The following is a 23,095-nucleotide window of genomic DNA, read 5'->3' on the forward strand; positions in this document are numbered from 1 at the left end:
TATCGTTGACGTCCATCGCGAGCAGGCTCGCTCCTACAGGGATTTGTGGTGTTGAATGAAAAAGCCCCCGCTATCGTGAGATGGCGGGGGCTTTTCTTCAGCGAGGCTCAGATCACTCTTGAGCTTCTGCTTCTTTGGCTTGACGCTTCTCGATCACATCCACCAAACGCTTGGCCAGCGCTGGGTAGTTCTCGTCGAAGTGGTGGCCGCCAGGCAGCTTGATGGCTTCGCCTACTGCCGTCTTGTCGGTGCAGCCACTCTCGTCGGTTTCTTCTTCGCCGTAGATGCACACCACTTTGGCGGCTGGCAGCCGGGCCATTTCCGGGCCGGTGGCGGCTTCTTTGCCGGCATTGCCGAGCCAGCCTTCGACTTCGATCTCGAAGCTGCCGGTACGGGCGAAGGCCAGCAGGATGATCGCGTCGACGCGTTGCTGTTCCGATTCGGCCAGGCGGTTGTAGATCGCCGGCAGTACGTCGGCGCCGAACGAATAGCCGGTCAGGATGAAGCGCTTGGTGCCCCATTTCTGCCGGTAGTGTTGCATCAGTTCAGCCAGGTCCAGCGCGCTTTGCTCCGGGCTCTTGTGCTGCCAGTAGTAGCGCAGGGTATCGATGCCGACCACCGGGTAGCCGATCTTGGCCATCTCGCCCGCCACGTCGCGGTCGAGGTCGCGCCAGCCGCCGTCGCCGGACAGGAACAGGGTCACGGTGTCACTGGCCTGGCCCGCTGGCACTTCGACCACCGGGATCTGCAGGCCGCCAGCGGCTTTATCGCCACCGACGAGGATCTTGCGCAGTTCGTTGTTCAGCACTTGTGGCAGGTTGATGTCGTAGTCGCTGATGCTGGTTTCGGCGTTCGGTTGATCACGCACGAAACCGGCACTGGTGTCGTCCGGGTTGTCGTTCCACGCGACCAGCCAGTGACCGTGGGCCGCGCTTTTGGGCAGCAGGTGAGTGCAGCCGCCCTTTTCCAGGGCCAGGTCGACCGAGACGGCCTGGGCCTTGTCGTCCTTTTGCTCGGACAACCAGCGCCAGGCCAGCACGGCGCCAGGGCCGATGCCGCTGACCAGGGTCGCCGGGCCTTTGAGTTCGCGCAGGCCCGATTGCAGGGCGCGGCTTTGCAGCAGGCAATCCTTGGGCAGGATCACCTGGACAATTTGCGCCGAACCACTGCGGCTCAGGGTCATCAATTGCTTGTCGCTGAGTTTCTGGTCTTCGTTGACCGCCACCAGCACCTGGGCGCGTGGCGTTGTGCCGGGGATGACACGGGTCATCGCCGCACCATCGGCCGGGGTCAGCAATTCGAGGGTCGGCTCCGGTGCCGGGCGTTTCAGGTACCAGAAACCGCCACCGAGAATCAGGGCCACTATCACCAGCGTGCCCAATACATACCGCAAGGAGCGTTGAATCATCAGCGTTTCACCAATCCGGTCAAGCCACCCGCGATCAGGGCAGCAGTGTCGGCCAGCGCAACCAGCGGATCGAGTCCGGCGGGCACGGCCATATAACGGGGTTCCCAATCAGGCTGGAACTTGTCTTTGAAACGGCGCAAGCCTTGGAAGTTGTACAGCTGCTCACCACGGCGGAATACCATCGAGCCAAGGCGCTGGGTCAAGGGTGCGCCTCGACGGGGTTGCAACCCCGACAACGGCACCATGCCCAGGCTGAAACGCGCGTATCCATGATTTTTATAATGTTGAATCAGGCCGACCATCATGAACTCCATGGTCAGCTTCGGAGCATCCGGGTGCGCGCGCATCAGGTCGAGGCTGGCTAGGTCATGGCCGTAGGTCTCGAGCAGGTTGGCGAACGCCACCGGGCGCCCTTCGAAACGAATCACCGCGATGCGGAAATGCTTGAGGTAGTCATCGCTGAAGCGACCCAGTGAAAAACCTTTCTCCCGGACATTCTTGCCGGTCAGCCAGGCATCGGAAATTACCTTGAGCTCATCCATCGGCGCCTGGCCGGGTTCATGGATTTCCAGGGAAAGGCCGTCGCGGGTGCCACGGTTCCAGGTGTAGCGCAGGTCCTTCATCTCTTTGCCCTTGGCTTCGAGATCAAAACGCTTGAGGTCGACCCGGGCTTCTTCGCCGAGCTTGATCGCGGTCAGGCCGATGTCCATGTAGTACGGCAGGTTCTCTGCACGCACTTGATAGAACACGGGGCGGGCGTGGTGGATGTCGCAAAGGTCGCGGAACTGCCAGATCATTTCCGCCCGTTGCTGGCCCGGGCCGATCGGGTCATACAACGCCACCAGGCTGCGACCACGGCGGGCGTACATCAGGAACGCCTCGTCGTTGGGGTGGAACAGCAGCGCCTTGTCGCCGGTCAGGGCCAGGCCGCCATCCGGTTGGGCCGATGCCATGAGGATCTTGCTGGCGCGCTCCAGTTCGTCGGGTGTGGGCAGGTGAATGACCGGGCGCGCGGTGCGCAGCAGCCAGGTCAGGGACACCACCACCAGCAGCACGGCAGCCCCGAGCAGCGAGCGCAGGCCGCGAGGGGCATCGGCGTCCAGAGTGAACTGCCACCAGAGCTGGTGGCTGTACGGAACGTCCTGATAGGCGAACAGCAGCAACCAGATCGACGCACCGAGCACGCACAGGCTGGCCACCAGGTACAGCGGCGAGAACGGTACTTCGGTCAGGCGGCTGGGGCGATAGAACGAGCGGCGGAATACCCCGAGCAGGCTCGCCGTCAGCACCATCAGGCTGGCTTCTTCCCAGTCGAAGCCTTTGAGCAGTGAGAGCAGGGCGCCGACCAGTAACAGAATGGTGGTCAGCATCCACGCGGCCGACAGCCGGCGACGCAGCCCCTGGGCCAGCAACAGGCAAAGTACGCCGACCAGGCTGGCGCCAAAGTGCGAAGCATCGACCAGTCGATGGGGGATCAGAAAACCGATGTGTTCCAGGCGCGTATCGATTTCCGGAGTGACGCCGGAGAACAGCAGGACAACACCGGACAGGAACACCAGCACCGCCAGTATCGGAGCCGCCAGACCCGAGGCAGCGCGCAACGTCTGGCGTGTCTGGAACAGGCGCTGGCCTTCGTTGATCAGCAGCAACAGGCAGGCCACCAGCAAGGGCAGGACCACGTAGATCAAGCGATAGAGCAGCAGGGCGGCCGCCAGTGGCGCAGCACCCAGGGTGTCGGAAAACGCCGCCAGCAAAATGGCCTCGAACACCCCGACACCGCCCGGCACATGGCTGAGCACGCCGGCAGCCAGCGCCAGCAGGTAAACCAGAAGGAACGCACCGAAGGGCGGTGTTTCCGGCAGCAGCAGATAGAGCACGGTCGCGGCAGCGGCTACGTCCAGGGCGGTGATGACCAATTGCAGGAAGGTCAGGCGACGCCCGGGCAGGCGCAAGGTGCGGCGCCCGATCCTGACCAGCAGGCTGTCCGGGTAAGGCTGTTCCGGCAGCCGACGACGGTAGATACCGATGGCCAGCACCGAAAACAGCACGAGCACGGCAGTCGCCACCACGCCCAGCAACGTCTCGGAGAGTCCCAGGGCGGAGGACGCCGCTGGCAGGTCGCTGAGCGTCGCCAGGGCCGCCAGTGGTGGCAGGGCGCAACCCAGCGAGAGGCTGGCGAACAAAGTCATGCGGGCGACTTCTGCCGCTCCCAGGCCATGACGGGCATAGAGGCGATAGCGAACCGAGCCTCCCGACAACATTGAAAGACCGATGGCGTTGCCGATGGCAAAGGCCGTGAAACCGCCCAGAGCCAGCGTGCGCGGTGCCAGGCTCGCCCTGGCATAGCGGCTGGCTGACCATTCGTAGCCGAGCAGAATGATGAAGCCCACTACAGTTGCAGCCAGTGCGCCCATCAAGGCAGGTTTCGGAACGTCGAGGATCGAGTCGTGCAGGGCGTTAAGGTCGAGTTCGCTCAACAGGTGGCGACAGGCAATCAGCGCGATCGCGAACAGCAGCAGGGTGACCGCCAGGCCAATGGGTTGACGGTATTTGCTCAATCGATCAAGCAGGCGCAGGCGCTCGGCATTGATCGGTTGTGTCGCTGTGACAGTGTCTTGTGAATCAGACGAGTTGGCGCGCATCAATCACCTCTTGGATCGTGCGCGACAGGATGGAGGTATCCAGCCAAGTTACCAATCCCTGTAGAAAAAAATAATCACAAATATTAACGCCTATCACCCGGCAACAGGGATGGCGCGGTATCAGTCGCGGAGGCTTCAGCCTGTGATAGAGCATAGTCTGAACCCGGCACATGGGTGACCCCCAAGCGGCTTGCTACACAGTGACAGGTCATTGTTGCGAAAGGACTTTTTCAACAGACACAAAAAAGGCCACTCTTTCGAGTAGCCTTTTTTGATGTTTGGTTGCGGGAGCCGGATTTGAACCGACGACCTTCGGGTTATGAGCCCGACGAGCTACCAGACTGCTCCATCCCGCGTCTGTGTGGCGGCATTCTATAGAGATGCGCCGGGGTGTCAACCGTTAATCCTGAAGCAGGTCAAATAAATGCTGAATCGCGGCAAACGGTCTCAGGGATGGCCTAAGTTTCGGAATCAGAACGATTTCCGGTTTCGCTCTCGTTGAGCGTCCAGGCCTTGTTCCTGCGTTCGGTGCTACAAAACGAGCACGCACAAAAAAGGCCACTCTTTCGAGTAGCCTTTTTTGATGTTTGGTTGCGGGAGCCGGATTTGAACCGACGACCTTCGGGTTATGAGCCCGACGAGCTACCAGACTGCTCCATCCCGCGTCTGTGTGGCTCATTCTATAGAGATGCGCTCGGGTGTCAACCTCCAATTCCGATAAAACCTCTTCCCGTTCAATCGCTTAGCGTTCAAAAGGGGAGGTCGGCCGGTCTGTGAGGCAGGCAGGACAAGGCCTGCGAGTCTATTGAAAGTATTTTTTCGATTGAAAAAATAAATTCACAATCGACTCTTCCCACAATTGGAAAAGAACATTCAGACTACTGGTGCTATATACAGGTGTCGGTGAGATACTGTTTGTCCGGCACGCCATGACGCCTTTTCCTTGCCATGAACACAGCTTTGCTATGACCCAACGCAAGATCATCCACGTCGATTGTGACTGCTTCTATGCAGCCATCGAGATGCGCGACGACCCACGCCTGGCCGGTAAACCACTGGCGGTAGGTGGGGCGGCGGACCGGCGCGGGGTGATCGCCACCTGCAATTATGAGGCGCGAGCGTACGGGGTGCGTTCGGCGATGTCCTCCGGGCATGCCTTGAAGCTGTGCCCGGACCTGACCATCGTCAAGCCACGCATGGATGCCTATAGAGAAGCGTCCAGGGAAATTCATGCGATCTTTCGCGATTACACCGAGATCATCGAGCCGCTCTCGCTCGATGAGGCGTACCTTGATGTGTCGGACAGCGCGCATTTCGCAGGCAGTGCAACGCGAATCGCCCAGGACATCCGGCGCCGGGTCTCCAACCAGTTGCATATCACCGTGTCGGCGGGTGTGGCGCCGAACAAGTTTCTGGCCAAGATTGCCAGTGACTGGAAAAAGCCCAACGGCCTGTTTGTCATCACACCGGACCAGGTCGAGGACTTTGTCAGTGGTTTGCCTGTGAGCAAATTGCACGGGGTCGGCAAAGTCACCGCCGACAAGCTCGGCAAGCTGGGTATCAGCGATTGCCTGCAATTGCGCGAGTGGGACAAGTTGGCGCTGGTGCGTGAGTTCGGCAGCTTTGGCGAGCGACTCTGGAGCCTGGCCCGTGGGATCGACGACCGTGTGGTGCACAACGACAGTCGTCGTCAGTCGATCAGCGTTGAAAACACCTACGATGTTGACCTGCCGGACCTGAAGAGCTGCCTGGACAAGTTGCCCGAGCTGCTGGAGACCCTGGCCGGTCGCATGGCGCGGATCGACAGCAGCTATCGTCCGGGCAAGCCATTCGTCAAAGTGAAGTTCCACGACTTCACCCAGACTACATTGGAGCAGGCCGGGGCAGGGCGGGATCTGGGCAGTTATCAGTTGATGCTGACCCAGGCCTTCAATCGCGGCGGTAAGCCGGTGCGGTTGTTGGGTGTCGGGGTGCGGCTGGAGGACTTGCGGGGTGGGTTCGAGCAGATGGAGTTGTTTGAGCGGTAGTTTTGTGGTGAATGTGCGGGCCCCTTCGCGAGCAAGCCCGCTCCCACATTGGATTTGTGAACACCTGAAATCCTATGTGGGAGCGAGCCTGCTCGCGTTTAGTTCAGCCCCGGATTCGCTACCAGTCGCTCGCCATTGCGGGCCAGTGACTTGAGGAATTCGGTCTGCAATTCGGGATCATTGCGTGTCAGTTCGATCAGGCTCTGTTCCAGTTCACTGGCTTCCTCTTCAAGACCCAGCTCCGACAGGCGCTTGACCCGGTGGACCCACTGATTGACTTCGTCGCCCTCGAGATCGTCATAAATCAGCCCGTGGGCCTCATAGAGCTTGCTGCGCAAGGTGCTGCTGACGGCTAGCGAGGAGTCGGTGTGTACGTCGTCCTTGGCATCCTCGACACGAATCAGCAACCGACTCAGGTGATTGATGTCATGTTCAGCGAACGGGTTGTCCAACAGATTCAGGCGCAACACGCCGTTTTTGTCGGTGGTCAGTTCGAAGGTTTCCTTGCCGGCCTTGACCTCGACCGGGCGCTCGCTCCAGGGCAGGCTTGAGTACTCCGTGCGCTTGTCGCGCTGGACTTCATCGATACCGGCCAGGTTCTGCTGCGCGCGACCGTGGGACTGCACGTTCATGAACGGGTTGAGCCCGGCGAAACCGTAGCTCAGCCAGTCCTTGGTCACGCTGTCCGGCAAATTGCCGAGGGCGAACACATTGACCACGTTGGCACCGACACCCGCTACCACGGCCACCGCGCCCAGCGGGATTTCGTAAATCTCCCGCCAGGGTTGGTACGGCGTATAGCGGTCGTAGTGACGCGTGACTTCGTATTCGGTGACTTCGAAAGTCTTCTGCTCGTGGATTTTCACCCGCCGTTGCGGAAGCTCAAGCACCTTGGGCTCACCGACATCGATCTGCAGGCTGTGATCGAGCAATTTGCGCTCGACACGTTCCTCGTGCTCGCTGCGTTGTGACATTTGATTGGCACAGCCGCTGACCAGCAGGGCGCCGCACAAGGCGGCACCACCGAGGCCTAAGGTGTTTCGCTTGAACATGACGTCTCTATATCTGCTATCAGCGGCGGATGCGGGCCTGAAGGAAGGACAGTACGTCGGCGACCGGCAGCGCTTGTGCGTCGGCCTCGGTACGGCTCTTGTATTCCAGGTTGCCTTCGGCCAGGCCGCGGTCGCTGACCACGATCCGGTGTGGAATGCCGATCAGCTCCATGTCCGCGAACTTGATGCCCGGGCTGGTTTTCTTGTCACGGTCATCCAGCAGCACTTCGAAGCCGGCAGCGGTAAGTTGCGCGTACAGTTTGTCGGTGGCTTCGCGAACCTGCTCGGTTTCGTAGCGCAGCGGCACCAGGGCAATCTGGAACGGCGCGAGGGTGTCGCTCCAGATGATCCCGTTTTCGTCGTTGTTCTGCTCGATGGCAGCCGCCACCACGCGAGACACACCGATGCCGTAGCAGCCCATTTCCAGGGTGACCGGCTTGCCGTTCTCGCCCAGCACTTCGCATTTCATCGCTTTGCTGTACTTGTTGCCCAGCTGGAAGATGTGCCCGACTTCGATGCCGCGCTTGATCTCCAGGGTGCCCTTGCCGTCCGGGCTCGGGTCGCCGGCCACGACGTTGCGCAGGTCGGCAACGGTCGGAACAGGCAGGTCGCGTTCCCAGTTCACGCCGAAGTAGTGTTTATCATCGATGTTGGCACCGATGCCGAAGTCGCTCATCAGCTCGACCGAACGGTCGATGATGATCGGCAGCGGCAGGTTCAACGGGCCGAGGGAGCCGGCACCGGCGCCAATGGCCTCGCGCAGTTCGCCTTCCGAGGCCATGACCAGCGGGCTGGCAACGCCTGGCTGGTTGGCGGCCTTGATTTCGTTCAGCTCATGGTCGCCACGGATGATCAGGGCAATCAGCTTGCCTTTCTCTTCAGCATGCACCACGAGGGTCTTGATGGTTTTCTCGATCGGCAGGTTGAACCCTTCGACCAGTTGCGCAATGGTCTTGGCGTTCGGTGTGTCGACCAGGCGCAGCTCTTCTGTCGCAGCGGCACGCGAGGTTTCGCGAGGCACGGCTTCGGCTTTTTCGATGTTGGCGGCGTAGTCGGAGCCGTTGCTGAACACGATGTCGTCTTCACCGGACTCGGCCAGTACGTGGAACTCGTGGGAGCCGGCACCGCCGATGGAGCCGTTGTCGGCTTCTACAGGGCGGAACTTCAGGCCCAGACGGGTGAACACGTTGCAGTAGGCCTGGTGCATGCGGTCGTAGGTGACCTGCAGCGAAGGCTGGTCGGCGTGGAAGGAGTAGGCGTCCTTCATGATGAATTCGCGGCCGCGCATCAAACCGAAGCGTGGGCGGATTTCGTCACGGAATTTGGTCTGGATCTGGTACAGGTTGATCGGCAGCTGCTTGTAGCTGCTCAATTCGTTGCGCATCAGATCGGTGATGACTTCTTCGTGGGTCGGGCCGGCGCAGAAGTCGCGACCGTGGCGATCCTTGAAGCGCAGCAATTCAGGGCCGTACTCTTCCCAGCGCCCGGATTCCTGCCACAGCTCAGCCGGTTGCGTGCTTGGCATCAACACTTCGAGAGAGCCGGCAGCGTTCATTTCTTCACGAACGACGGCTTCGACCTTGCGCATTACCCGCAAGCCCATCGGCAGCCAGGTGTACAGGCCTGAGGCGAGTTTGCGGATCATGCCGGCGCGCAGCATCAGCTGGTGGCTGATCACGACCGCGTCGGAAGGCGTTTCTTTTTGTGTGGCGAGCAAAAATTGACTGGTGCGCATGGTTGGCCGTTATCGATTGCTGATGACGAGATATGACGGAGCATTGTACGGGCGAGATCCGCTGGCGTACAGGCGTGCGGTCGGTGGTGTGGCAGGAGGGCGCGATTCACTCGGCCCTCCGCGATTCTTCCTGCGTAAAGAACCTACGATTCTTCGGCGACCGGGGTGTGCACCGGTTCCGGTGTAGGTGTCGGACCTTCACGGCGGTTCTCCTGGAACCAGTGCAAGGCGATCAACAGCAGGGTCGGGACGCCCAGCAGGGCGGTAATCAGGAAGAAGTCGTGATAACCGAACTTCTCCACCATGACCCCTGAGTAGCCGCCGATCAGGCGTGGCAGTAGCAGCATGATCGAGCTGAGCAGGGCGTATTGGGTGGCGGAGAATTTGAGGTTGGTCAGGCTCGACAGGTAGGCGACGAACGCCGAGGTCGCCAGGCCCGAGCTGAAGTTGTCCAGGGAGATGGTCAGCACCAGCATGTTCAGGTTGGGGCCCATGTCGGCGAGCATCAGGAACAGGATGTTGGTCGCCGCGGAGGCGACACCGCCGATGAACAGGATCGGCAGGATGCCGAAACGCACGATCAGCAGGCCGCCCATGCCAGCGCCGACCAGGGTCATGATCAGGCCGAAGATTTTGCTGACGCTGGCGATCTGGTCCTTGGTGAAGCCCTGGTCGATGTAGAACACGTTGGCCATCACGCCCATGACCGTATCGGACATCCGATAGGTGGCGATCAAGCCGAGCAGCAGCAGCGCTTGCCAGCGGTATCGCAGGATGAAGTCGTTGACGGGTGTCAGCACTGGCGCCAGGCCACGGCGGCCCATGGCCGAGAGGCACAGGGCGGTGAGGGTGGTATAGAGAATCGCGCGCAGGAAGGCGCGGTCCTCCAGCAGCAGGTCGAGCAGGCTCTCGCCTTCGAACAGTACGCTGGCGAAGTCGGTGTTGTAGAGCTGGGTGAACATGGCCGGCACGGACACCAGCAATACGATCAGCACGAACACCGAGGCCAGTTGATGCACGAAGCTGTAGCGCCCGGCCTGCAGTTGCGTGCGCAATGGTACTGGCGGCTCGCGCATGAACAGGGATGTCAGCAGTGCCGGGACCATCAGGGCACCGAACAGGATGTAAGTGCCGGCCCAGGCCGAATGCTTGTAGTTGAAGCCGGTGGAGCCAAAACCTTCGGCGAAGTACAGCGCGCCTGCGGTAGCCAGCAGCGCAGCGACCCGGTAACCGGACATGTAACTGGCGGCCAGTGCGGCCTGGCGGTTGTCTTCGGCGATTTCCAGGCGGTAGGCATCGACCGCGATGTCCTGCGTCGCTGATGCGAAAGCGACGACGACGGCAATGGCGATCAGCCAGGACAAATGCTTTTGCGGGTCGCAGAAACCCATCCCGATCAGGCCAAGGATGACCAGTGCCTGGGACAGCACGAGCCAGGACCTTCGTCGACCGAGTTTGCCGAGCAATGGCAGTCGCCATTGGTCGAGCAGGGGTGACCAGACCCATTTGAAGGCATACGCCAGGCCGATCAGGCTTGCATAGCCAATGGTTTCACGCGCCACGCCGGCTTCACGCAGCCAGACTGAAAGCGTCGAAAACACCAGCATGTAGGGCAGGCCGGCGGCGAAACCAAGCAGCAACAGCACGAGTGTCGAGGGGCTGGCATAAGCGGCGAGCGCGGCGCGCCAGGTTTTACGGGGCATGGGCTGGAGTCTGCCTCAAGAAATACGGAAACAAAGCGCGCACTCTAACCGCTGTGCTCTACCGGACGCCAGCCATGGCGCTGAATATCAACACGATTGTTCAGGACACTGATGCCCTCCATGCGTAATCGTGCGCGCTGCTCATCACCCGAAGGGCTGCCGACCGGCAGGCTGATACGCCCGTTCGCGCCCAGAACACGGTGCCAGGGTAACTTGCTGTCGCCGGGCAGTTGACTGAGTGTGCGCCCGACCCAGCGGGCGGCGCGACCCAGTCCTGCGAGCTCGGCCAACTGGCCGTAGCTGACGACTTTGCCCTCGGGTACTTGTGCCAGCGTCAAATACAGCGCCGTGCGTCGGATTTGCGCTGCACTCTCGGGGTCTTCGGTTGGATCGGTCACGTCCGTCAGTCCTGAAGAAGTTTGCCTTACCATCTGTAGAGTAATTCCTGCGCAGGAAGTTGAGAAATGAACTCAACAGAAATAGTCGGGTCAGTCCTTGTCAGGGCCTTGTTCCTACGGATAATGCCGACTTTTCTCGCAAGCCTGAGCCTGTATTTTGTTTATGTTGTCCAGATCCCTGCTGTGCCTCGCCGTCCTCGGCGCATCCTCTCCCTTGCTGGCCGATACCGTGTGGTTGAAGAACGGTGACAAGCTGAGCGGGAAGATCACGCTGTTCGATGGCGGAAAGCTGCTGATCCAGACCGAGTACGCCGGTGCGGTGACGATCGACTGGAAACAGGTCAAGACCCTGGACAGCGATCAGGAGTTGCTGGTCAAGCAGGATGCCTACAGTGGTGAGAAAGCCAAATCGTTGAAAGCGGCGGACGACGGCAAGGTCACGCTGGCCAACGGCGAGGGACCGAAGACGGTCGAACTGGCGAGCATCCAGCAGATTCTCAAGCCAAAACCGGTGGTCGAGGATCTGGTGTGGAAAGGCAACGTCGATGTCGCGCTGGATTATCAGCGGGCGGAAAACGACACCGATGACTACGACATCGACTTCAAGACCAGTGCGCGACACGGGCGCTGGCGGCACACCGCTGAAGGTGAGTACAACCGTGAGTTCCAGGACGACGTGGTGACCACGGACAACTGGCGGGCGGAGTACTCCATCGACCGATTCCTGACCGAGCAATGGTTCTGGCAGGGGCGCCTGGTCTACAAACGCGACAAGGTCGAAGACCTTTCCCGTCAACGCACCGTCGGTACCGGTCCCGGCTATCAGTTCTGGGATAACGAACTCGGGGCGTTCTCCCTGGGCTCGCTGGTCAACCGCACGGACTATGAATTCTCCGATGGCAGCGAGGAAAATTTCTACGCCTTGGCCATGAAGTGGGACTACAACCGCTACCTGATCGGCAAACGTGTCGAGTTCTTCACCAATGGTGAGGTCGGCAAGCCGCTGTCGGGCGTGGCCGACTACGCGCTCGATGCCGAGATGGGGTTGCGATACAAGGTGACTGACTGGGCTTCGCTGAACCTGAAGGCAGAGCGCGATATCATCAGCGGCGCCGACGATGCGGATCTGGACAAGACACGCTACACCGCAGGGTTTGGCGTGACCTGGTAAGAGCATCAAAAAATCGCCGCCTTCGACAGCGCCTGCAGGGGCAACCCGGGAGCTGTCGAAGGCGGCGATCTTTTTTGTGTGGACAAAACATCCGCCCACAAAAAAGCCCCGCTGTTGAGGGCGGGGCTTTTTACTAAAGCAAGTACAAGTTAGATAACTTGAACTTCTTCAGCTTGCATGCCTTTCTGACCGCGGGTAGCGATGAAAGAAACCTGTTGGCCTTCTTTCAGGCTTTTGAAGCCGTCGGACTGGATAGCTTTGAAGTGAACGAACAGGTCGTCACCGGATTGTGGAGTGATGAAGCCGAAGCCTTTTTCATCGTTGAACCACTTAACGGTACCGGTTTGGCGATTAGACATGGTGTAACTCCTTGAACAAAGATAACTGCGACTCAGGAAGAACCCTGGCCGAGACTGAGTGCAAAGAGCAGGAAAAATTCTTGTAGATGGTTGGATCGAAATTCAACATATCGTGTAGAGATTCTCAGTGACACAAGCAGCACAGTGACGCCACCTTAACCCTTTTTCCGGAACGTGCCAATGCTTCTTGCACAGGTTTCTCTGTTTTAAGGATCGGCGGTGTGACGGTTCGTCGCCAGCGCAGGTAATTCCCGCCTGTTCGGCGAGAATTGCACCGCGGACTTTGAACCCGGCGGCGCGCCCGGTAAGATGCCGGACAGAATTTTTCGACCTCGCTATTCAGGACACCCGCCATGAGCATCAAATCGGACAAGTGGATTCGCCGCATGGCGCAGGAACACGGCATGATCGAGCCATTCGTCGAGCGCCAGATGCGCGGCAGCGACGATAGCCGTGTGATCTCCTACGGCGTGTCGAGCTACGGCTACGATGTGCGTTGCACCAATCATTTCAAGGTGTTCACTAACATCAATTCGGCCATCGTCGACCCGAAGAACTTCGATGCCGGCAGCTTCGTCGACATCCACAGCGACGTGTGCATCATTCCGCCGAACTCCTTCGCCCTGGCCAGCACCGTCGAATATTTCCGCATTCCGCGTAATGTTTTGACCATTTGCCTGGGTAAAAGCACCTATGCGCGCTGCGGCATCATCGTCAACGTCACACCGCTCGAGCCTGAGTGGGAAGGTCACGTGACCCTCGAGTTCTCCAACACCACCAATCTGCCGGCGAAAATCTACGCGAACGAGGGCGTGGCACAGATGCTGTTCCTTGAGTCTGACGAAGAGTGTGAAGTGTCCTACAAGGACCGTGGCGGCAAGTATCAGGGCCAGCGTGGCGTGACCCTGCCTCGCACCTGAGTCAACCGTCTGGCAAATGCCGGGAATTCCTGAGCGGGCGTACACTCTATGGGGTGTACTGTTCCGATCCGCGCAAGGTGGGTCGGGTCATCGCTCAGGAGTGCCGAATGAAGATCGATCCGCGAATCAGTGCCGAACTGGCAAGGCTTGAACCCAATCAGGTTGGCGTTCTGGCCTGGTCCTTGTTGGCACACCCGCCCGTCAGCATGGCAGGGGGTATTCCCGGCCAGCCTGATCCTGATACCCCGAACGAGCAGCCTAATGAGCCGGGCGAGCCTACGCTGCCGGATGAGCCGCCACCAGCGCCTGTTGTCTGACTTTCGATTTCCGCTACTCATGGCCGGTGAACTGCCGCTGTCGTCTTCAGTAAGCAGGCCTGTGCCTGTTGTTGCTGTTGACGACCGTGGCGTCTGAATCAGCCTGAAAATATTCGGAAGTAACTGTGTCTGTCGTGGAAACCAATCGACGGGTACGGCTGTGGTTCCATTCAGGAGCTGCGTGCCCTTGGGCCGGAAGCAAAGGGCGTCAGGCAGTTAACTTCGAATATGAAAAGGAACATTCAGATGAGTGCAAATCGATCGGGGAATTTGAGTGCCGATGTAATCACGACGGGCGGCTCCATGCAGTTTCGCGTAACGGATGGGGTCGATTTTTATCGGCGCTCAGACATCCATTGCATTGAAGCGGATAACGGTCAGGGGACTGCGTTTTACGTGTACTTGCCGTTGGACATCCAGAGTGGCAGCTACAGCCTCAGGCTCGACGAGGCAGCTCCCATGGTCATCCATGTGAGCGGCAACTCGGAGGCAGAGCTTTATCCAGGAACGCTTGAGTTAACGGTGGGAGGTGACGCGCAGTTTGCCGGGCGCTTCAGTGGGACGGACGCTAATGGTCTACAGATAACAAATGGCAGTTTCAGGCTGGAAAACGAAGCGGGGGCATAACGGTTGATTGATGGTGGAAGCCGGACAAGCCGGCTTCCACTTCTACTCCCGGCGGCTATTTCAGGTTGCCGCTGAGGAACTGCTTCAACCGCTCGCTTTTCGGATTGCCCAGCACCTCTTCCGGCGCGCCTTCTTCCTCCACCAGGCCCTGGTGCAGAAACAACACCTGACTCGACACTTTGCGGGCGAAGCTCATTTCGTGGGTCACCATGATCATGGTCCGGCCTTCTTCGGCCAGGCCCTGGATCACCTTGAGCACTTCACCCACCAGTTCCGGGTCCAGCGCCGAGGTCGGTTCGTCGAACAGCATGACTTCCGGCTCCATGGCCAGTGCGCGGGCAATCGCTACCCGTTGTTGCTGACCGCCGGACAGGAATGCCGGGTATTGGTCAGCCACACGGGGGGCCAGCCCCACCTTGTCCAGGTAGCGCCGGGCGCGATCCTCGGCTTCTTTCCTGTCACAGCCCAACACCCGGCGTGGGGCCATGGTGATGTTTTCCAGCACCGTCATGTGGCTCCACAGGTTGAAATGCTGGAACACCATGGCCAGGCGGGTGCGAATCCGTTGAAGCTCATCGGCGTCGGCCACGTGCATGCCGTGACGATCCTTGATCATGCGGATGTTCTGCCCGTCGAGGCTCATGGCGCCATCGTTGGGTTGTTCCAGGAAGTTGATGCAGCGCAGAAAGGTACTTTTACCCGAGCCGCTGGCGCCGATCAGACTGATGACGTCGCCGGTTTTGGCCTTGAGCGAAACACCTTTGAGGACTTCATGGTCGCCGTAGCTTTTATGCAGGCCTTCGATGGTCAATTTGTACATGGGGCGTGCATCCTCAAGGCGAAAGTAGATAGCCGCTGCGATAGGCTTCGGTGCCCGCGACGTGGGCGATCACCATGCCGGCAGTGGCCATGCGGCGCAGCGAGCGGGCGTACATCAGCCCGGCTGTGGCGCAATGAACGGGAGTGACCAGATCGTTGACCGGATCAATGATCTCGGCGATCAGTTGCCCGGCTTCCAGGTACTGGCCCGGCCGCGCGGTGAACACCAGCAGGCCGCCGACGGGCGTGGCCACCGGCTCAACACCCGCCAGCGGTGTCGCCGGATAGGGCAGGTCGGGGAGGGGCGCGGGTTCGCCGGCGATCGCGCCGAAATGGATCAGGTAATCGATCAGTGCCTGGCAATCGAGGCTGGCCAGCGGGTGATTGACGTCGCCTTGACCGCGCAGTTCGACGGTCACCGAAAAACTGCCCGGCGGAATGTCGAAGTCCTCGCCGAAGCGATCCTTCAATTGCCACCAGAGCAGGGTGAAGCATTCGTCGAACGACTGGCCACCGGAATCGGTTGCAAGCAGGCTGGCTTGGGCGCCGATGTAACGGGCCAGCGGCTCGACCTGCGACCAGGCTTCAGGTGTGGTGTAGAGGTGCGCGACCGCTTCGAAATCGCAATGCAGGTCGAGCACCATGTCGGCGTCGCAGGCCAGTCGCTGCAGGGTCAGGCGCTGGGATTGCAATTGGGTGCCGGCGGTCTGCCGGGCCAGCGCGTCGCGCAGGTTGCTGCGGATCAATTGCAGGTTGTGCTGCGGATCGTCACCGAGCTTGCCTTCGATCGCGTTGCCGACTTCCTCGCTGAGGTCGACGAACCAGCGGTTGAAGTTCTGGCCGCTTTCCAGCTCGTAGCGACCCAGCGGCACATCCATCAGCACCTGTTCCAGGCCCACGGGGTTGGCGATGGGCACCAGCACGATTTCGCTGCGCAGGCGCCCGGCGGCTTCCAGCTCCGCCAGGCGTTGCTTGAGGTGCCAGGCCACCAGCATGCCGGGCATTTCGTCGGCGTGCAGGGAGGCCTGGATGTAGATCTTGCCGTTGGCCGATTGAGGGCCGAAGTGAAAGCTGTGGATCTGTCTCGCGGTCCCCGGCAGTGGGGCCAGCAGGTCATGTTTCTGGTGGCGCATCTGTTGTTCCTGAAGCAGGTTGAGACCTAGTGGGTCGGCCCGAGGAAGGCCAGCCATCGGCGTTCGGCAAGGCGGAACAGGCCGACCAGCGCAAAAGTGACGGTCAGGTAGATCAGCGCGGCGATGCCGAACGACTGGAAGGTCAGGAAGGTCGCCGAGTTGGCGTCCCGAGCAACTTTGAGCACGTCCGGGATAGTCGCGGTGAAAGCCACGGTGGTCGAGTGCAGCATCAGGATCACTTCGTTGCTGTAGTACGGCAACGAGCGACGCAGGGCCGATGGCATGATCACGTAGGCATACAGTTTCCAGCCGGTCAGGCCGTAAGCCTTGGCCGCTTCGACTTCGCCGTGGTTCATGCTGCGGATGGCTCCGGCGAAGATCTCCGTGGTGTAGGCGCAGGTGTTCAGGGCGAAGGCCAGGATCGTGCAGTTCATCGCATCGCGAAAGAACGCGTCCAGTACGGGCTGGGCCCGAATGGCGGCCAGGCTGTAGATCCCCGTGTAACAGATCAATAGCTGGATATAGAGCGGCGTGCCACGGAACAGGTAGGTATAGAACTGCACCGGCCAACGGATGTAGAAGTGCGGCGATACACGGGCGATGGACAGCGGGATCGACACGATAAAACCGATGAAGATCGAAGCGCTGAGCAGCCACATCGTCATGGCCAGGCCGGTGATGTTGTTGCCGTCGCTATAGAGGAAGGGTTTCCAGTATTCCTGCAGGAGTTCGATCATCGTACGGCCTCCCGGGTCCCGGCGGAGTAACGACGTTCGAGCCAGCGCAGGATGACGTTGGACGCGCTGGTGATCACCAGGTAGATCAGCGCGGCAAGCACCAGGAAATAAAACAGCTGATAGGTACTTTTACCCGCGTCCTGGGCAGCCTTGACCAGGTCGGCGAGGCCGATGATCGACACCAGGGCCGTGGCCTTGAGCATCACCATCCAGTTGTTGCCGATACCCGGCAGGGCATAACGCATCATCTGCGGGAACACCACGATCCAGAAACGTTGGCCGCGCTTGAGGCCATAGGCGGTGGCCGCTTCGACCTGACCCCGTGGGACGGCGAGAATCGCGCCACGGAAGGTTTCAGTGAAATACGCACCATAGATGAAGCCCAGGGTGATGACCCCGGCGCTGAACGGGTTGATCTCGATGTATTCCCATTCCATGTAATCGGTAAACGAGGTCAGCCAGGTTTGCAGGCTGTAGAAGATCAGCAGCATCAGGACCAGGTCCGGAACGCCGCGAATGAGTGTGGTGTAGAGCTGGGCAGGCACGCGCATCAGTTTGACTTTTGACAGCTTGGCACTGGCGCCGAGCAGCCCGAGCAGCACGGCCAGCAACAGCGACAACGCCGACAGCTTGATCGTCATCCAGGTGCCTTGCATCAGCAGCGGACCGAAGCCCTTGAGGCTGAAGGCAGAGAGCCCCAGATTTTCTAATAAGGTTTCGAACATAAATCAGCAACCTGATCGGATGAAAAAAGCGCCCATCGAGAGATGGGCGCCGGGCATTATTTGCCGCTGTACAGATTCAGATCGCCAAAGTGTTTCTTCTGAATGGTGGCGTAGGTGCCATCATCGTGTAACGCTTTGATACCTTTATCCAAAAGTGCTTTCAGCTCGGTGTTACCTTTCTTAATACCGACCGCGGTTTTGGCAGGCAGCAGTTCGCTGTCGACTGGCTTGCTGATTTCGTAGCCTTCACCTTTTGGTGACTTCAAGAAGCCCAGTTCGGCTTGCAGCATGTCCTGGATCGCTGCGTCGAGACGGCCGGAAGTCAGGTCGGAATACACCTGATCCTGATTCTGATAGGCCTGGGTTTTCACGCCGGCCTTGTCGAGAACGGCTTTGGCGTAGGCTTCCTGGATGGTGCCTTGCTCGTAGCCTACGGTTTTGCCCTTCAGCGAAGCGACGTCCTCGGTCAGGCCGGAGCCTTTCTTGAACACGTAGGCGGTTGGGCCGGAGAACAACTCGCTGGAGAAGTCGATGACTTTTTCACGGGCCGGGGTAACGGTCATCGACGAGATCACACCGTCGAATTTATTGGCTTTCAGGCCCGGAATCATGCCGTCGAAGTCACTCTCGACCCACTTGCACTTGACCTTCAGTTCGGCGCAGATCGCGTTCCCCAGATCGATGTCAAAGCCTACCAGGCTGCCATCGGCCGCTTTCGATTCGAACGGTGCGTAGGAAGGGTCAACGCCGAAACGCAGTTCTTTGTACTCCTTCGCCATGGCGGAACCAGCCGCCATGCACAACGCCAGTGCAGAAAGGGTCAGCAATGCTTTTTTCATTATTCAATCCCTAAAAACCAATATGAGCGCTTGTGGCGCAGAATTATTGTTACTGGAAAGCGTAAGACCTGTTGAAAGTAGCAATTTCCGAACCAGAGTGCCGAACAAGCGTTTTATTTAGGTGCTTGGAAATGGCCGGAGACAGATTTATGCACGAAAACGTGCGCAGGGAAATGGGTGCACCAAATCAACTCACCACAAAAGAACGGATTGACTGAGCAGGTTTCGCAGGGCCGGGCACTCCACCTCGTGACACGACTTGTCCTTGAGTCAGCGCAACCGCGATTACGATTCAACATTCAACCTCTATTTTGAATGTCAGACCGCTATCGCGGGCAAGTAAAGGGCTGGGTTATTTACCGGGTGTCAGCGTCAACCGCGCCTTGCCATAGGCGTTGTCGAAGTTCTGCGGCTGCATCGGCAGGCTCATGTACTGGCCCTTGAACCACGGCTCGATGCTGTTGAGGTAGTTCGGGCTGGCCGGGTTGCCGGACTGGCCGGTGCCGTTCTGCGCCATCAGCGGTTCGGACTGGCCGAAGTCGACGATAAAGCGCATGGCTGGCGCCAGCGTGGTGTTGAAGTCCTGGCCCCAGGCGAAGGCGGCGGTGTTGAGAGTGGTGTGATCGCCACCGGCCGGCAGCGGTCCGCGTACGGTCTGGCCGCTGCTGTTTTTCCATTCATAGCGATGCAGTTTGCCCCATTGCCAGGCTTTGTGATCGCCGCCCAACTGGCTGTCGCCGGCGCTGATCGCGGCGGCGAGGCTGCGGGCGAGGATGGCCGGTTTGTCCTCTTTCTGTGCGGTACGCACGTCATCCCAGAACGGGCTGTCCTCACGCCCGAGCAAGTGATCGGCCTGGGCCGCGTAGGACAACTTGCCGTCGGCGACAAAAGCTTTCCACGTCGGGCTGCTTTCCGGGCCCAGTTCATCGAGGAAGATCTGCCGCGTGCTTTCCTGCAGGAACAGTTCGTAGATGGCCGCATCGGTGGAGGTCGGGCCGAGCTTGCCGTCGAACGCCATCAAGCGGCTGTAGGCTTCGTGTGCCTTGGCGCGATCGGCCGCCGGCAAGGCGTCCATGGCTTGTTTGAGTGGCTGGGCCATACCCGGCGCTTCGAACATTTTCTTCAGCTTGGCAGCGAAGGTGGTGGTCTGGTCGTATTGCATGGCGATCAGGCTGCGGCTGTCGTGTTTGCCTGCACCGGCCAGTTCGGCCAGGCGCTCGCCGCGCTCCGGAGCGGCCCAGGAATTGGACAGCTGCATGCCGTAGCCATGGGGAATGACCCGTTGGTTGGCGGTGCCGAGCCAGCCCTGAGCCGGGTCCTGATCGTACGGGTGCAGCATCGGGTCGGCGTAACCGTCCCAATCGTATCGACCTTCCCAGCCCGGCGAGGGCAGCAAGCCTTCGCCTTCGCGACGGTTCGGGTAGCGGCCGGTGACTTGCCAGCCGATGTGATTCGCGTCGGCGAATACCAGGTTCATCGCAATGGCGCGGATTTCGCGGCTGGCATCCGAGGCTTTCTCGACACTCTGGGCGCGGGACAGGTCGAAGAGCGCGTCCAGGGTCTTGTCGTCGGTGAAGTTCGGCGTCTGCAAGGCCAGGCCGAAACCATTGGCCAGCGTGGTGCCCTGGGCGCTGTTGAGCAGCGGGCCATGGCGGGTTTCGTACACCGCTTCGCGAATCGGCCGCTGGCCTTTGACGAAATAGGTTTCGTTGCGCACGATCGCCGGCTGCCACTTCCCGGCGTTTTCGTAGGTAAGCCCGTTGCTCTGGCGCTTGATCTTCTCCAGGAACAGGTCCTGGTTGTCGCCCATCACGGACGTCATGCTCCACGCCACCTTGCCGTTGAAACCTCCAAGCACCATCGGCAGACCCGCGATGGTCACGCCGGATGCCTGATACTTCGGCGTGCGAATCTGCACGTAACTGAACAACGAAGGCACGCCCAGCGGGCCATGACTGTCACTGGCCAGCAGGCTCTTGCCGCTGCGGCTGCGTTGTGGGGCGATGGCCCAGTTGTTCGACGAAGTGGCGCCCAGCAGGTTCAGGTCCGACAGTTGGCCCGTGGCTTTGCTGAGTTCGGCCAGCCCCGGTACTTGCCCGTTGAGCTTGAGGCCTTGCAGTTTTTCGCTTTCGGCGACCGGCAGTTTTTCGTCGGGAGCCGACGGCGTCAGCCATGCAAGTTTGTCGGTGGTAACGGTCTGGGCCAGTACCAGCGAGGAAATTTCTTCCGGCAGGTTGGTCGACTGGCTGAAGTTCAGGAGGCAGAAAATCAGCGCCGAATCCTCCGGCTGCCAGTACTCAGGCTTGTAGCCTGTGGCTGCCAGATCCGCCGGCAGTTTGTCGCGGTAGCGGAACAGGTAGGCGTTGACCCCGCGCGCATAGACTTCGAAGAAACGCTTGAGGCGTGGTGAAGAAGCCTTGTACAGCTCGCCAGCACTTTTCTTCAGGTTGACCGCCCGCATGAAACGGTCAGCATCCAGCAGGTCCGCACCGTGCATCTCGGCCAGACGGCCCTGGGCCAGCAGGCGCAGGGTAACCATCTGGGTGATGCGGTCGCTGGCATGCACGTAACCGAGGGTGAACAGCGCGTCGTGGAAGCTGTTGCTTTCGATCAGCGGCATGCCCATGGCATTGCGGCGCACCGAAACGCTCTGCGCCAGGCCCTTGAGTGGTTGTACGCCGGAGGTCGGCGGTAGGGTGTCCTGGGCGTTGAAGTTCTGACAACCGGTCAGGCTCAACACACCGGCCACTGCTGCGGCAACGCCGAACCGGGGTAGAAAATGAGTAAGGGCTGGCGAGGCCATGGCAAAGCTCCTGCGGGGGTAGAGGCGGCGGCGCGCAATAAAGGCGCTACGTTAGTGAGCGGGAGGTGGCCGCGCAAGCGGGGTACAAGGTTATTTCAGGATTTGTCTGATAAACCGGAAAGATCGCAGTCTTGTCAGTCGCAATGGGGGATGTTGAAGTGCGAAACGCTCAACAATCCAGGAGAACAGTCGGCATGGAGCTCAAGGCAAACGCGGCATTGATCATCATCGATCAACAAAAAGGCATCCTGCATCCCAGGCTCGGCCGCAGGAATAATCCAGAGGCCGAAGCGCGCATGCTGGACTTGCTTGACCATTGGCGACGTACCGCCCGGCCAGTGATCCATGTGCAACACCTGTCCCGCTCTGAGGACTCGGTATTCTGGCCGCAGCAGTCGGGGGTGGAGTTTCAGGAACGGTTTGAGCCAATGGCCGGTGAACGCTTGATCCAGAAGCAGGTGCCGGATGCGTTTTGTTCGACGGGGCTGGAGGCGCAGTTGCGCGAGGCGGGGATCGGGCAGTTGATCATCGTCGGTGTCGCGACCCACAACTCGGTGGAGTCCACGGCGCGTACCGCGGGCAACCTGGGGTTTGATACGTGGGTGGCCGAGGATGCGTGTTTTACCTTCGATAAGGCTGATTTCTTTGGCCAAACCCATAGCGCCGAAGTGGTGCATGCGATGTCGCTGGGGAATTTGCACGGTGAGTATGCGACGGTGGTCAGCACCGCATGTGTATTAAAGGCTGACTGAAAAACCTGTAGGAGCGAGCTTGCTCCGGGCGGCGTTCCGACGATAGCGGTCTGACTGACACATTGATAGTTGATGTGCTGCCGTCATCGCGAGCAAGCTCGCTCCCACAGGAGAGGATGGCGATTCAACAGGCGAAGCAAGTCTTCGCCCGAAGCATCAAGCGCCGTGGCACTTCTTGAATTTCTTGCCGTTGCCGCATGGGCACGGATCGTTGCGGCCGACGTCTTTCAGGGCGTTGCGCACCGGTTCCTGGTGAGCGTGGCCGCAGTTCGGACCGTGGACATGGCCGTGGTCGTGATCATGGTGGTGATGGTCATGATCATGATCATGATCGTGATTGCAGTCAGGGCCGTGGACATGGGGTTGCTGGGTCATCGGTGTTGCTCCGGAATTAAATCGGCGGCGATTATCACGCCATTGCGCGCCAGGTGCACGTAGTGGGTGATGAATATACCGGTTTCCAGTTCACCTTCCAGACGATAGGGAATGGGTTGATCGGATTTTTTCAGCAGTTTGGCCAGATCACGGACCTTGGACCACAGGTTGGTGCGGATCGGTACCTTGAAGTAAGCGCTGTGCCTGGGGCTGATGGTGAACCAGTGTTCGTACTCGCCGTCGGCCAGCAGTATGTCGCCCAAGTGAACGCGGTACTCCAGACCGCGCACCGTCAGGTCGCTGTCGTTGGGGTTGTCGATGCGAAAATGCAGGAGGAATTTCTGTTCCAGCAGTTTGGCGTTGACCACCTCGATCTTCACCAGATGGACCTCGGGGTCCGGCAAGTCGTCGTCGAACCACGACGCACAGCCACCGAGTCCCAGTGTCAGGAACAAGGTGAGCAGACAGAGTGCGCAGCGACGGATGATCATCGTGGTGTTTCTCCCTTGAGCCCCAGTCTAGACCCAAAGGATCGCAGCCTTCGACAGCTCCT

Annotated in this window: 21 protein-coding genes and 2 tRNA genes; 6 read left to right on the forward strand and 17 right to left on the reverse strand. The window is 59.8% G+C overall.

What is annotated here, in order from left to right; translation table 11 throughout:
- Positions 1 to 112: 112 nt before the first annotated feature.
- The 4 genes from PspS34_RS05790 to PspS34_RS05805 all read right to left on the reverse strand — a co-directional run bounded on the left by PspS34_RS05790 (position 113) and on the right by PspS34_RS05805 (position 4,715).
- Positions 113 to 1,408: an AcvB/VirJ family lysyl-phosphatidylglycerol hydrolase gene (locus PspS34_RS05790; protein ID WP_150812925.1), complete on the reverse strand. Its 1,296-nt coding sequence runs from the start codon at positions 1,406 to 1,408 to the stop codon at positions 113 to 115.
- Positions 1,408 to 4,050, reverse strand: coding sequence for a bifunctional lysylphosphatidylglycerol flippase/synthetase MprF (mprF, locus tag PspS34_RS05795; protein ID WP_154861801.1), 2,643 nt, complete (start codon positions 4,048 to 4,050; stop codon positions 1,408 to 1,410). The genes PspS34_RS05790 and mprF overlap by 1 nt, the downstream gene beginning before the upstream one ends.
- A gap of 279 nt (positions 4,051 to 4,329) precedes the next feature.
- Positions 4,330 to 4,406, reverse strand: a tRNA-Met gene (locus tag PspS34_RS05800).
- A 232-nt stretch (positions 4,407 to 4,638) separates the two neighbouring features.
- Positions 4,639 to 4,715 (reverse strand) — tRNA-Met (locus tag PspS34_RS05805).
- A 300-nt stretch (positions 4,716 to 5,015) separates the two neighbouring features.
- Between PspS34_RS05805 and dinB the strand changes: the two genes are divergently transcribed.
- Positions 5,016 to 6,077, forward strand: coding sequence for a DNA polymerase IV (gene dinB, locus PspS34_RS05810; protein ID WP_150812927.1), 1,062 nt, complete (start codon positions 5,016 to 5,018; stop codon positions 6,075 to 6,077).
- A 98-nt stretch (positions 6,078 to 6,175) separates the two neighbouring features.
- On the opposite strand, the gene PspS34_RS05815 is transcribed toward dinB, so the two are convergent.
- The 4 genes from PspS34_RS05815 to PspS34_RS05830 all read right to left on the reverse strand — a co-directional run bounded on the left by PspS34_RS05815 (position 6,176) and on the right by PspS34_RS05830 (position 10,998).
- Positions 6,176 to 7,129: a hypothetical protein gene (locus PspS34_RS05815; protein WP_057716137.1), complete on the reverse strand. Its 954-nt coding sequence runs from the start codon at positions 7,127 to 7,129 to the stop codon at positions 6,176 to 6,178.
- 19 nt (positions 7,130 to 7,148) lie between these two features.
- Entirely contained in the window at positions 7,149 to 8,864 is a 1,716-nt protein-coding gene (locus PspS34_RS05820) for a proline--tRNA ligase (protein ID WP_057716136.1), read from the reverse strand.
- A 143-nt stretch (positions 8,865 to 9,007) separates the two neighbouring features.
- On the reverse strand, positions 9,008 to 10,567 hold the full coding sequence (locus PspS34_RS05825; protein WP_057716135.1) for an AmpG family muropeptide MFS transporter: 1,560 nt from the start codon (positions 10,565 to 10,567) through the stop codon (positions 9,008 to 9,010).
- Positions 10,568 to 10,611: 44 nt separating this feature from the next.
- Positions 10,612 to 10,998, reverse strand: a complete 387-nt coding sequence (locus tag PspS34_RS05830) for an MGMT family protein (RefSeq protein WP_219733057.1) — start codon at positions 10,996 to 10,998, stop codon at positions 10,612 to 10,614.
- Between the two features lie 130 nt (positions 10,999 to 11,128).
- Between PspS34_RS05830 and PspS34_RS05835 the strand changes: the two genes are divergently transcribed.
- On the forward strand, positions 11,129 to 12,136 hold the full coding sequence (locus PspS34_RS05835) for a DUF481 domain-containing protein (protein ID WP_090453513.1): 1,008 nt from the start codon (positions 11,129 to 11,131) through the stop codon (positions 12,134 to 12,136).
- A 149-nt stretch (positions 12,137 to 12,285) separates the two neighbouring features.
- On the opposite strand, the gene PspS34_RS05840 is transcribed toward PspS34_RS05835, so the two are convergent.
- Entirely contained in the window at positions 12,286 to 12,495 is a 210-nt protein-coding gene (locus PspS34_RS05840) for a cold-shock protein (protein ID WP_002554837.1), read from the reverse strand.
- 353 nt (positions 12,496 to 12,848) lie between these two features.
- Here PspS34_RS05840 and dcd point away from each other — a divergent pair, with 353 nt between their 5' ends.
- From dcd to PspS34_RS05855, 3 genes are all read left to right on the forward strand, one after another.
- On the forward strand, positions 12,849 to 13,415 hold the full coding sequence (gene dcd, locus PspS34_RS05845) for a dCTP deaminase (RefSeq protein ID WP_007940589.1): 567 nt from the start codon (positions 12,849 to 12,851) through the stop codon (positions 13,413 to 13,415).
- A gap of 107 nt (positions 13,416 to 13,522) precedes the next feature.
- Positions 13,523 to 13,732 (forward strand): hypothetical protein, encoded by a 210-nt coding sequence (locus PspS34_RS05850; RefSeq protein ID WP_008052149.1) that lies wholly within the window; start codon positions 13,523 to 13,525, stop codon positions 13,730 to 13,732.
- 246 nt (positions 13,733 to 13,978) lie between these two features.
- Complete coding sequence (locus tag PspS34_RS05855) at positions 13,979 to 14,359, forward strand: hypothetical protein (RefSeq protein WP_223507555.1); 381 nt, start codon at positions 13,979 to 13,981, stop codon at positions 14,357 to 14,359.
- A gap of 55 nt (positions 14,360 to 14,414) precedes the next feature.
- Here PspS34_RS05855 and PspS34_RS05860 read toward each other — a convergent pair whose 3' ends face one another.
- The 6 genes from PspS34_RS05860 to PspS34_RS05885 form a co-directional block, all read right to left on the reverse strand.
- Positions 14,415 to 15,179: an ATP-binding cassette domain-containing protein gene (locus PspS34_RS05860; protein ID WP_102669862.1), complete on the reverse strand. Its 765-nt coding sequence runs from the start codon at positions 15,177 to 15,179 to the stop codon at positions 14,415 to 14,417.
- 13 nt (positions 15,180 to 15,192) lie between these two features.
- The gene (locus PspS34_RS05865; protein ID WP_150812930.1) at positions 15,193 to 16,311 is read right to left on the reverse strand and encodes a succinylglutamate desuccinylase/aspartoacylase family protein; all 1,119 of its coding nucleotides are present in this window, start codon (positions 16,309 to 16,311) and stop codon (positions 15,193 to 15,195) included.
- A gap of 26 nt (positions 16,312 to 16,337) precedes the next feature.
- Positions 16,338 to 17,048: an ABC transporter permease gene (locus tag PspS34_RS05870; RefSeq protein ID WP_057716129.1), complete on the reverse strand. Its 711-nt coding sequence runs from the start codon at positions 17,046 to 17,048 to the stop codon at positions 16,338 to 16,340.
- The gene (locus PspS34_RS05875; RefSeq protein ID WP_057716128.1) at positions 17,045 to 17,773 is read right to left on the reverse strand and encodes an ABC transporter permease; all 729 of its coding nucleotides are present in this window, start codon (positions 17,771 to 17,773) and stop codon (positions 17,045 to 17,047) included. The genes PspS34_RS05870 and PspS34_RS05875 overlap by 4 nt, the downstream gene beginning before the upstream one ends.
- A gap of 56 nt (positions 17,774 to 17,829) precedes the next feature.
- On the reverse strand, positions 17,830 to 18,612 hold the full coding sequence (locus PspS34_RS05880; protein WP_150812932.1) for a transporter substrate-binding domain-containing protein: 783 nt from the start codon (positions 18,610 to 18,612) through the stop codon (positions 17,830 to 17,832).
- A 352-nt stretch (positions 18,613 to 18,964) separates the two neighbouring features.
- Positions 18,965 to 21,415 carry a penicillin acylase family protein gene (locus tag PspS34_RS05885; RefSeq protein ID WP_154861800.1) on the reverse strand — a complete coding sequence of 817 codons (2,451 nt, stop codon included), beginning with the start codon at positions 21,413 to 21,415 and terminating at the stop codon, positions 18,965 to 18,967.
- Positions 21,416 to 21,609: 194 nt separating this feature from the next.
- Here PspS34_RS05885 and PspS34_RS05890 point away from each other — a divergent pair, with 194 nt between their 5' ends.
- Positions 21,610 to 22,167: a cysteine hydrolase family protein gene (locus PspS34_RS05890; RefSeq protein WP_154861799.1), complete on the forward strand. Its 558-nt coding sequence runs from the start codon at positions 21,610 to 21,612 to the stop codon at positions 22,165 to 22,167.
- A gap of 156 nt (positions 22,168 to 22,323) precedes the next feature.
- Here PspS34_RS05890 and PspS34_RS05895 read toward each other — a convergent pair whose 3' ends face one another.
- Together PspS34_RS05895 and PspS34_RS05900 are read right to left on the reverse strand one after the other, a co-directional pair.
- Complete coding sequence (locus tag PspS34_RS05895) at positions 22,324 to 22,542, reverse strand: SEC-C metal-binding domain-containing protein (protein ID WP_159389530.1); 219 nt, start codon at positions 22,540 to 22,542, stop codon at positions 22,324 to 22,326.
- On the reverse strand, positions 22,539 to 23,033 hold the full coding sequence (locus tag PspS34_RS05900; protein WP_154861798.1) for an LEA type 2 family protein: 495 nt from the start codon (positions 23,031 to 23,033) through the stop codon (positions 22,539 to 22,541). The genes PspS34_RS05895 and PspS34_RS05900 overlap by 4 nt, the downstream gene beginning before the upstream one ends.
- Between the last annotated feature and the right edge of the window lie 62 nt (positions 23,034 to 23,095).

Origin of the sequence: Pseudomonas sp. S34 (assembly GCF_009866745.1) — a bacterium.
In the GTDB taxonomy this organism is placed as follows: Bacteria; Pseudomonadota; Gammaproteobacteria; order Pseudomonadales; family Pseudomonadaceae; genus Aquipseudomonas; species Aquipseudomonas jessenii.

Excerpts from the sequence above, each read along its gene's own strand:
- PspS34_RS05900 (WP_154861798.1), bottom strand. The coding sequence starts at position 23,033 with ATGATCATCCGTCGCTGCGCACTCTGTCTGCTCACCTTGTTCCTGACA.
- PspS34_RS05815 (WP_057716137.1), bottom strand. The coding sequence starts at position 7,129 with ATGTTCAAGCGAAACACCTTAGGCCTCGGTGGTGCCGCCTTGTGCGGC.
- PspS34_RS05860 (WP_102669862.1), bottom strand. The coding sequence starts at position 15,179 with ATGTACAAATTGACCATCGAAGGCCTGCATAAAAGCTACGGCGACCAT.
- PspS34_RS05875 (WP_057716128.1), bottom strand. The coding sequence starts at position 17,773 with ATGTTCGAAACCTTATTAGAAAATCTGGGGCTCTCTGCCTTCAGCCTC.
- dinB (WP_150812927.1), top strand. The coding sequence starts at position 5,016 with ATGACCCAACGCAAGATCATCCACGTCGATTGTGACTGCTTCTATGCA.
- PspS34_RS05830 (WP_219733057.1), bottom strand. The coding sequence starts at position 10,998 with ATGGTAAGGCAAACTTCTTCAGGACTGACGGACGTGACCGATCCAACC.
- PspS34_RS05850 (WP_008052149.1), top strand. The coding sequence starts at position 13,523 with ATGAAGATCGATCCGCGAATCAGTGCCGAACTGGCAAGGCTTGAACCC.
- dcd (WP_007940589.1), top strand. The coding sequence starts at position 12,849 with ATGAGCATCAAATCGGACAAGTGGATTCGCCGCATGGCGCAGGAACAC.
- mprF (WP_154861801.1), bottom strand. The coding sequence starts at position 4,050 with ATGCGCGCCAACTCGTCTGATTCACAAGACACTGTCACAGCGACACAA.
- PspS34_RS05890 (WP_154861799.1), top strand. The coding sequence starts at position 21,610 with ATGGAGCTCAAGGCAAACGCGGCATTGATCATCATCGATCAACAAAAA.
- PspS34_RS05880 (WP_150812932.1), bottom strand. The coding sequence starts at position 18,612 with ATGAAAAAAGCATTGCTGACCCTTTCTGCACTGGCGTTGTGCATGGCG.
- PspS34_RS05840 (WP_002554837.1), bottom strand. The coding sequence starts at position 12,495 with ATGTCTAATCGCCAAACCGGTACCGTTAAGTGGTTCAACGATGAAAAA.
- PspS34_RS05885 (WP_154861800.1), bottom strand. The coding sequence starts at position 21,415 with ATGGCCTCGCCAGCCCTTACTCATTTTCTACCCCGGTTCGGCGTTGCC.
- PspS34_RS05865 (WP_150812930.1), bottom strand. The coding sequence starts at position 16,311 with ATGCGCCACCAGAAACATGACCTGCTGGCCCCACTGCCGGGGACCGCG.
- PspS34_RS05820 (WP_057716136.1), bottom strand. The coding sequence starts at position 8,864 with ATGCGCACCAGTCAATTTTTGCTCGCCACACAAAAAGAAACGCCTTCC.
- PspS34_RS05790 (WP_150812925.1), bottom strand. The coding sequence starts at position 1,408 with ATGATTCAACGCTCCTTGCGGTATGTATTGGGCACGCTGGTGATAGTG.
- PspS34_RS05895 (WP_159389530.1), bottom strand. The coding sequence starts at position 22,542 with ATGACCCAGCAACCCCATGTCCACGGCCCTGACTGCAATCACGATCAT.
- PspS34_RS05870 (WP_057716129.1), bottom strand. The coding sequence starts at position 17,048 with ATGATCGAACTCCTGCAGGAATACTGGAAACCCTTCCTCTATAGCGAC.
- PspS34_RS05835 (WP_090453513.1), top strand. The coding sequence starts at position 11,129 with ATGTTGTCCAGATCCCTGCTGTGCCTCGCCGTCCTCGGCGCATCCTCT.
- PspS34_RS05825 (WP_057716135.1), bottom strand. The coding sequence starts at position 10,567 with ATGCCCCGTAAAACCTGGCGCGCCGCGCTCGCCGCTTATGCCAGCCCC.
- PspS34_RS05855 (WP_223507555.1), top strand. The coding sequence starts at position 13,979 with ATGAGTGCAAATCGATCGGGGAATTTGAGTGCCGATGTAATCACGACG.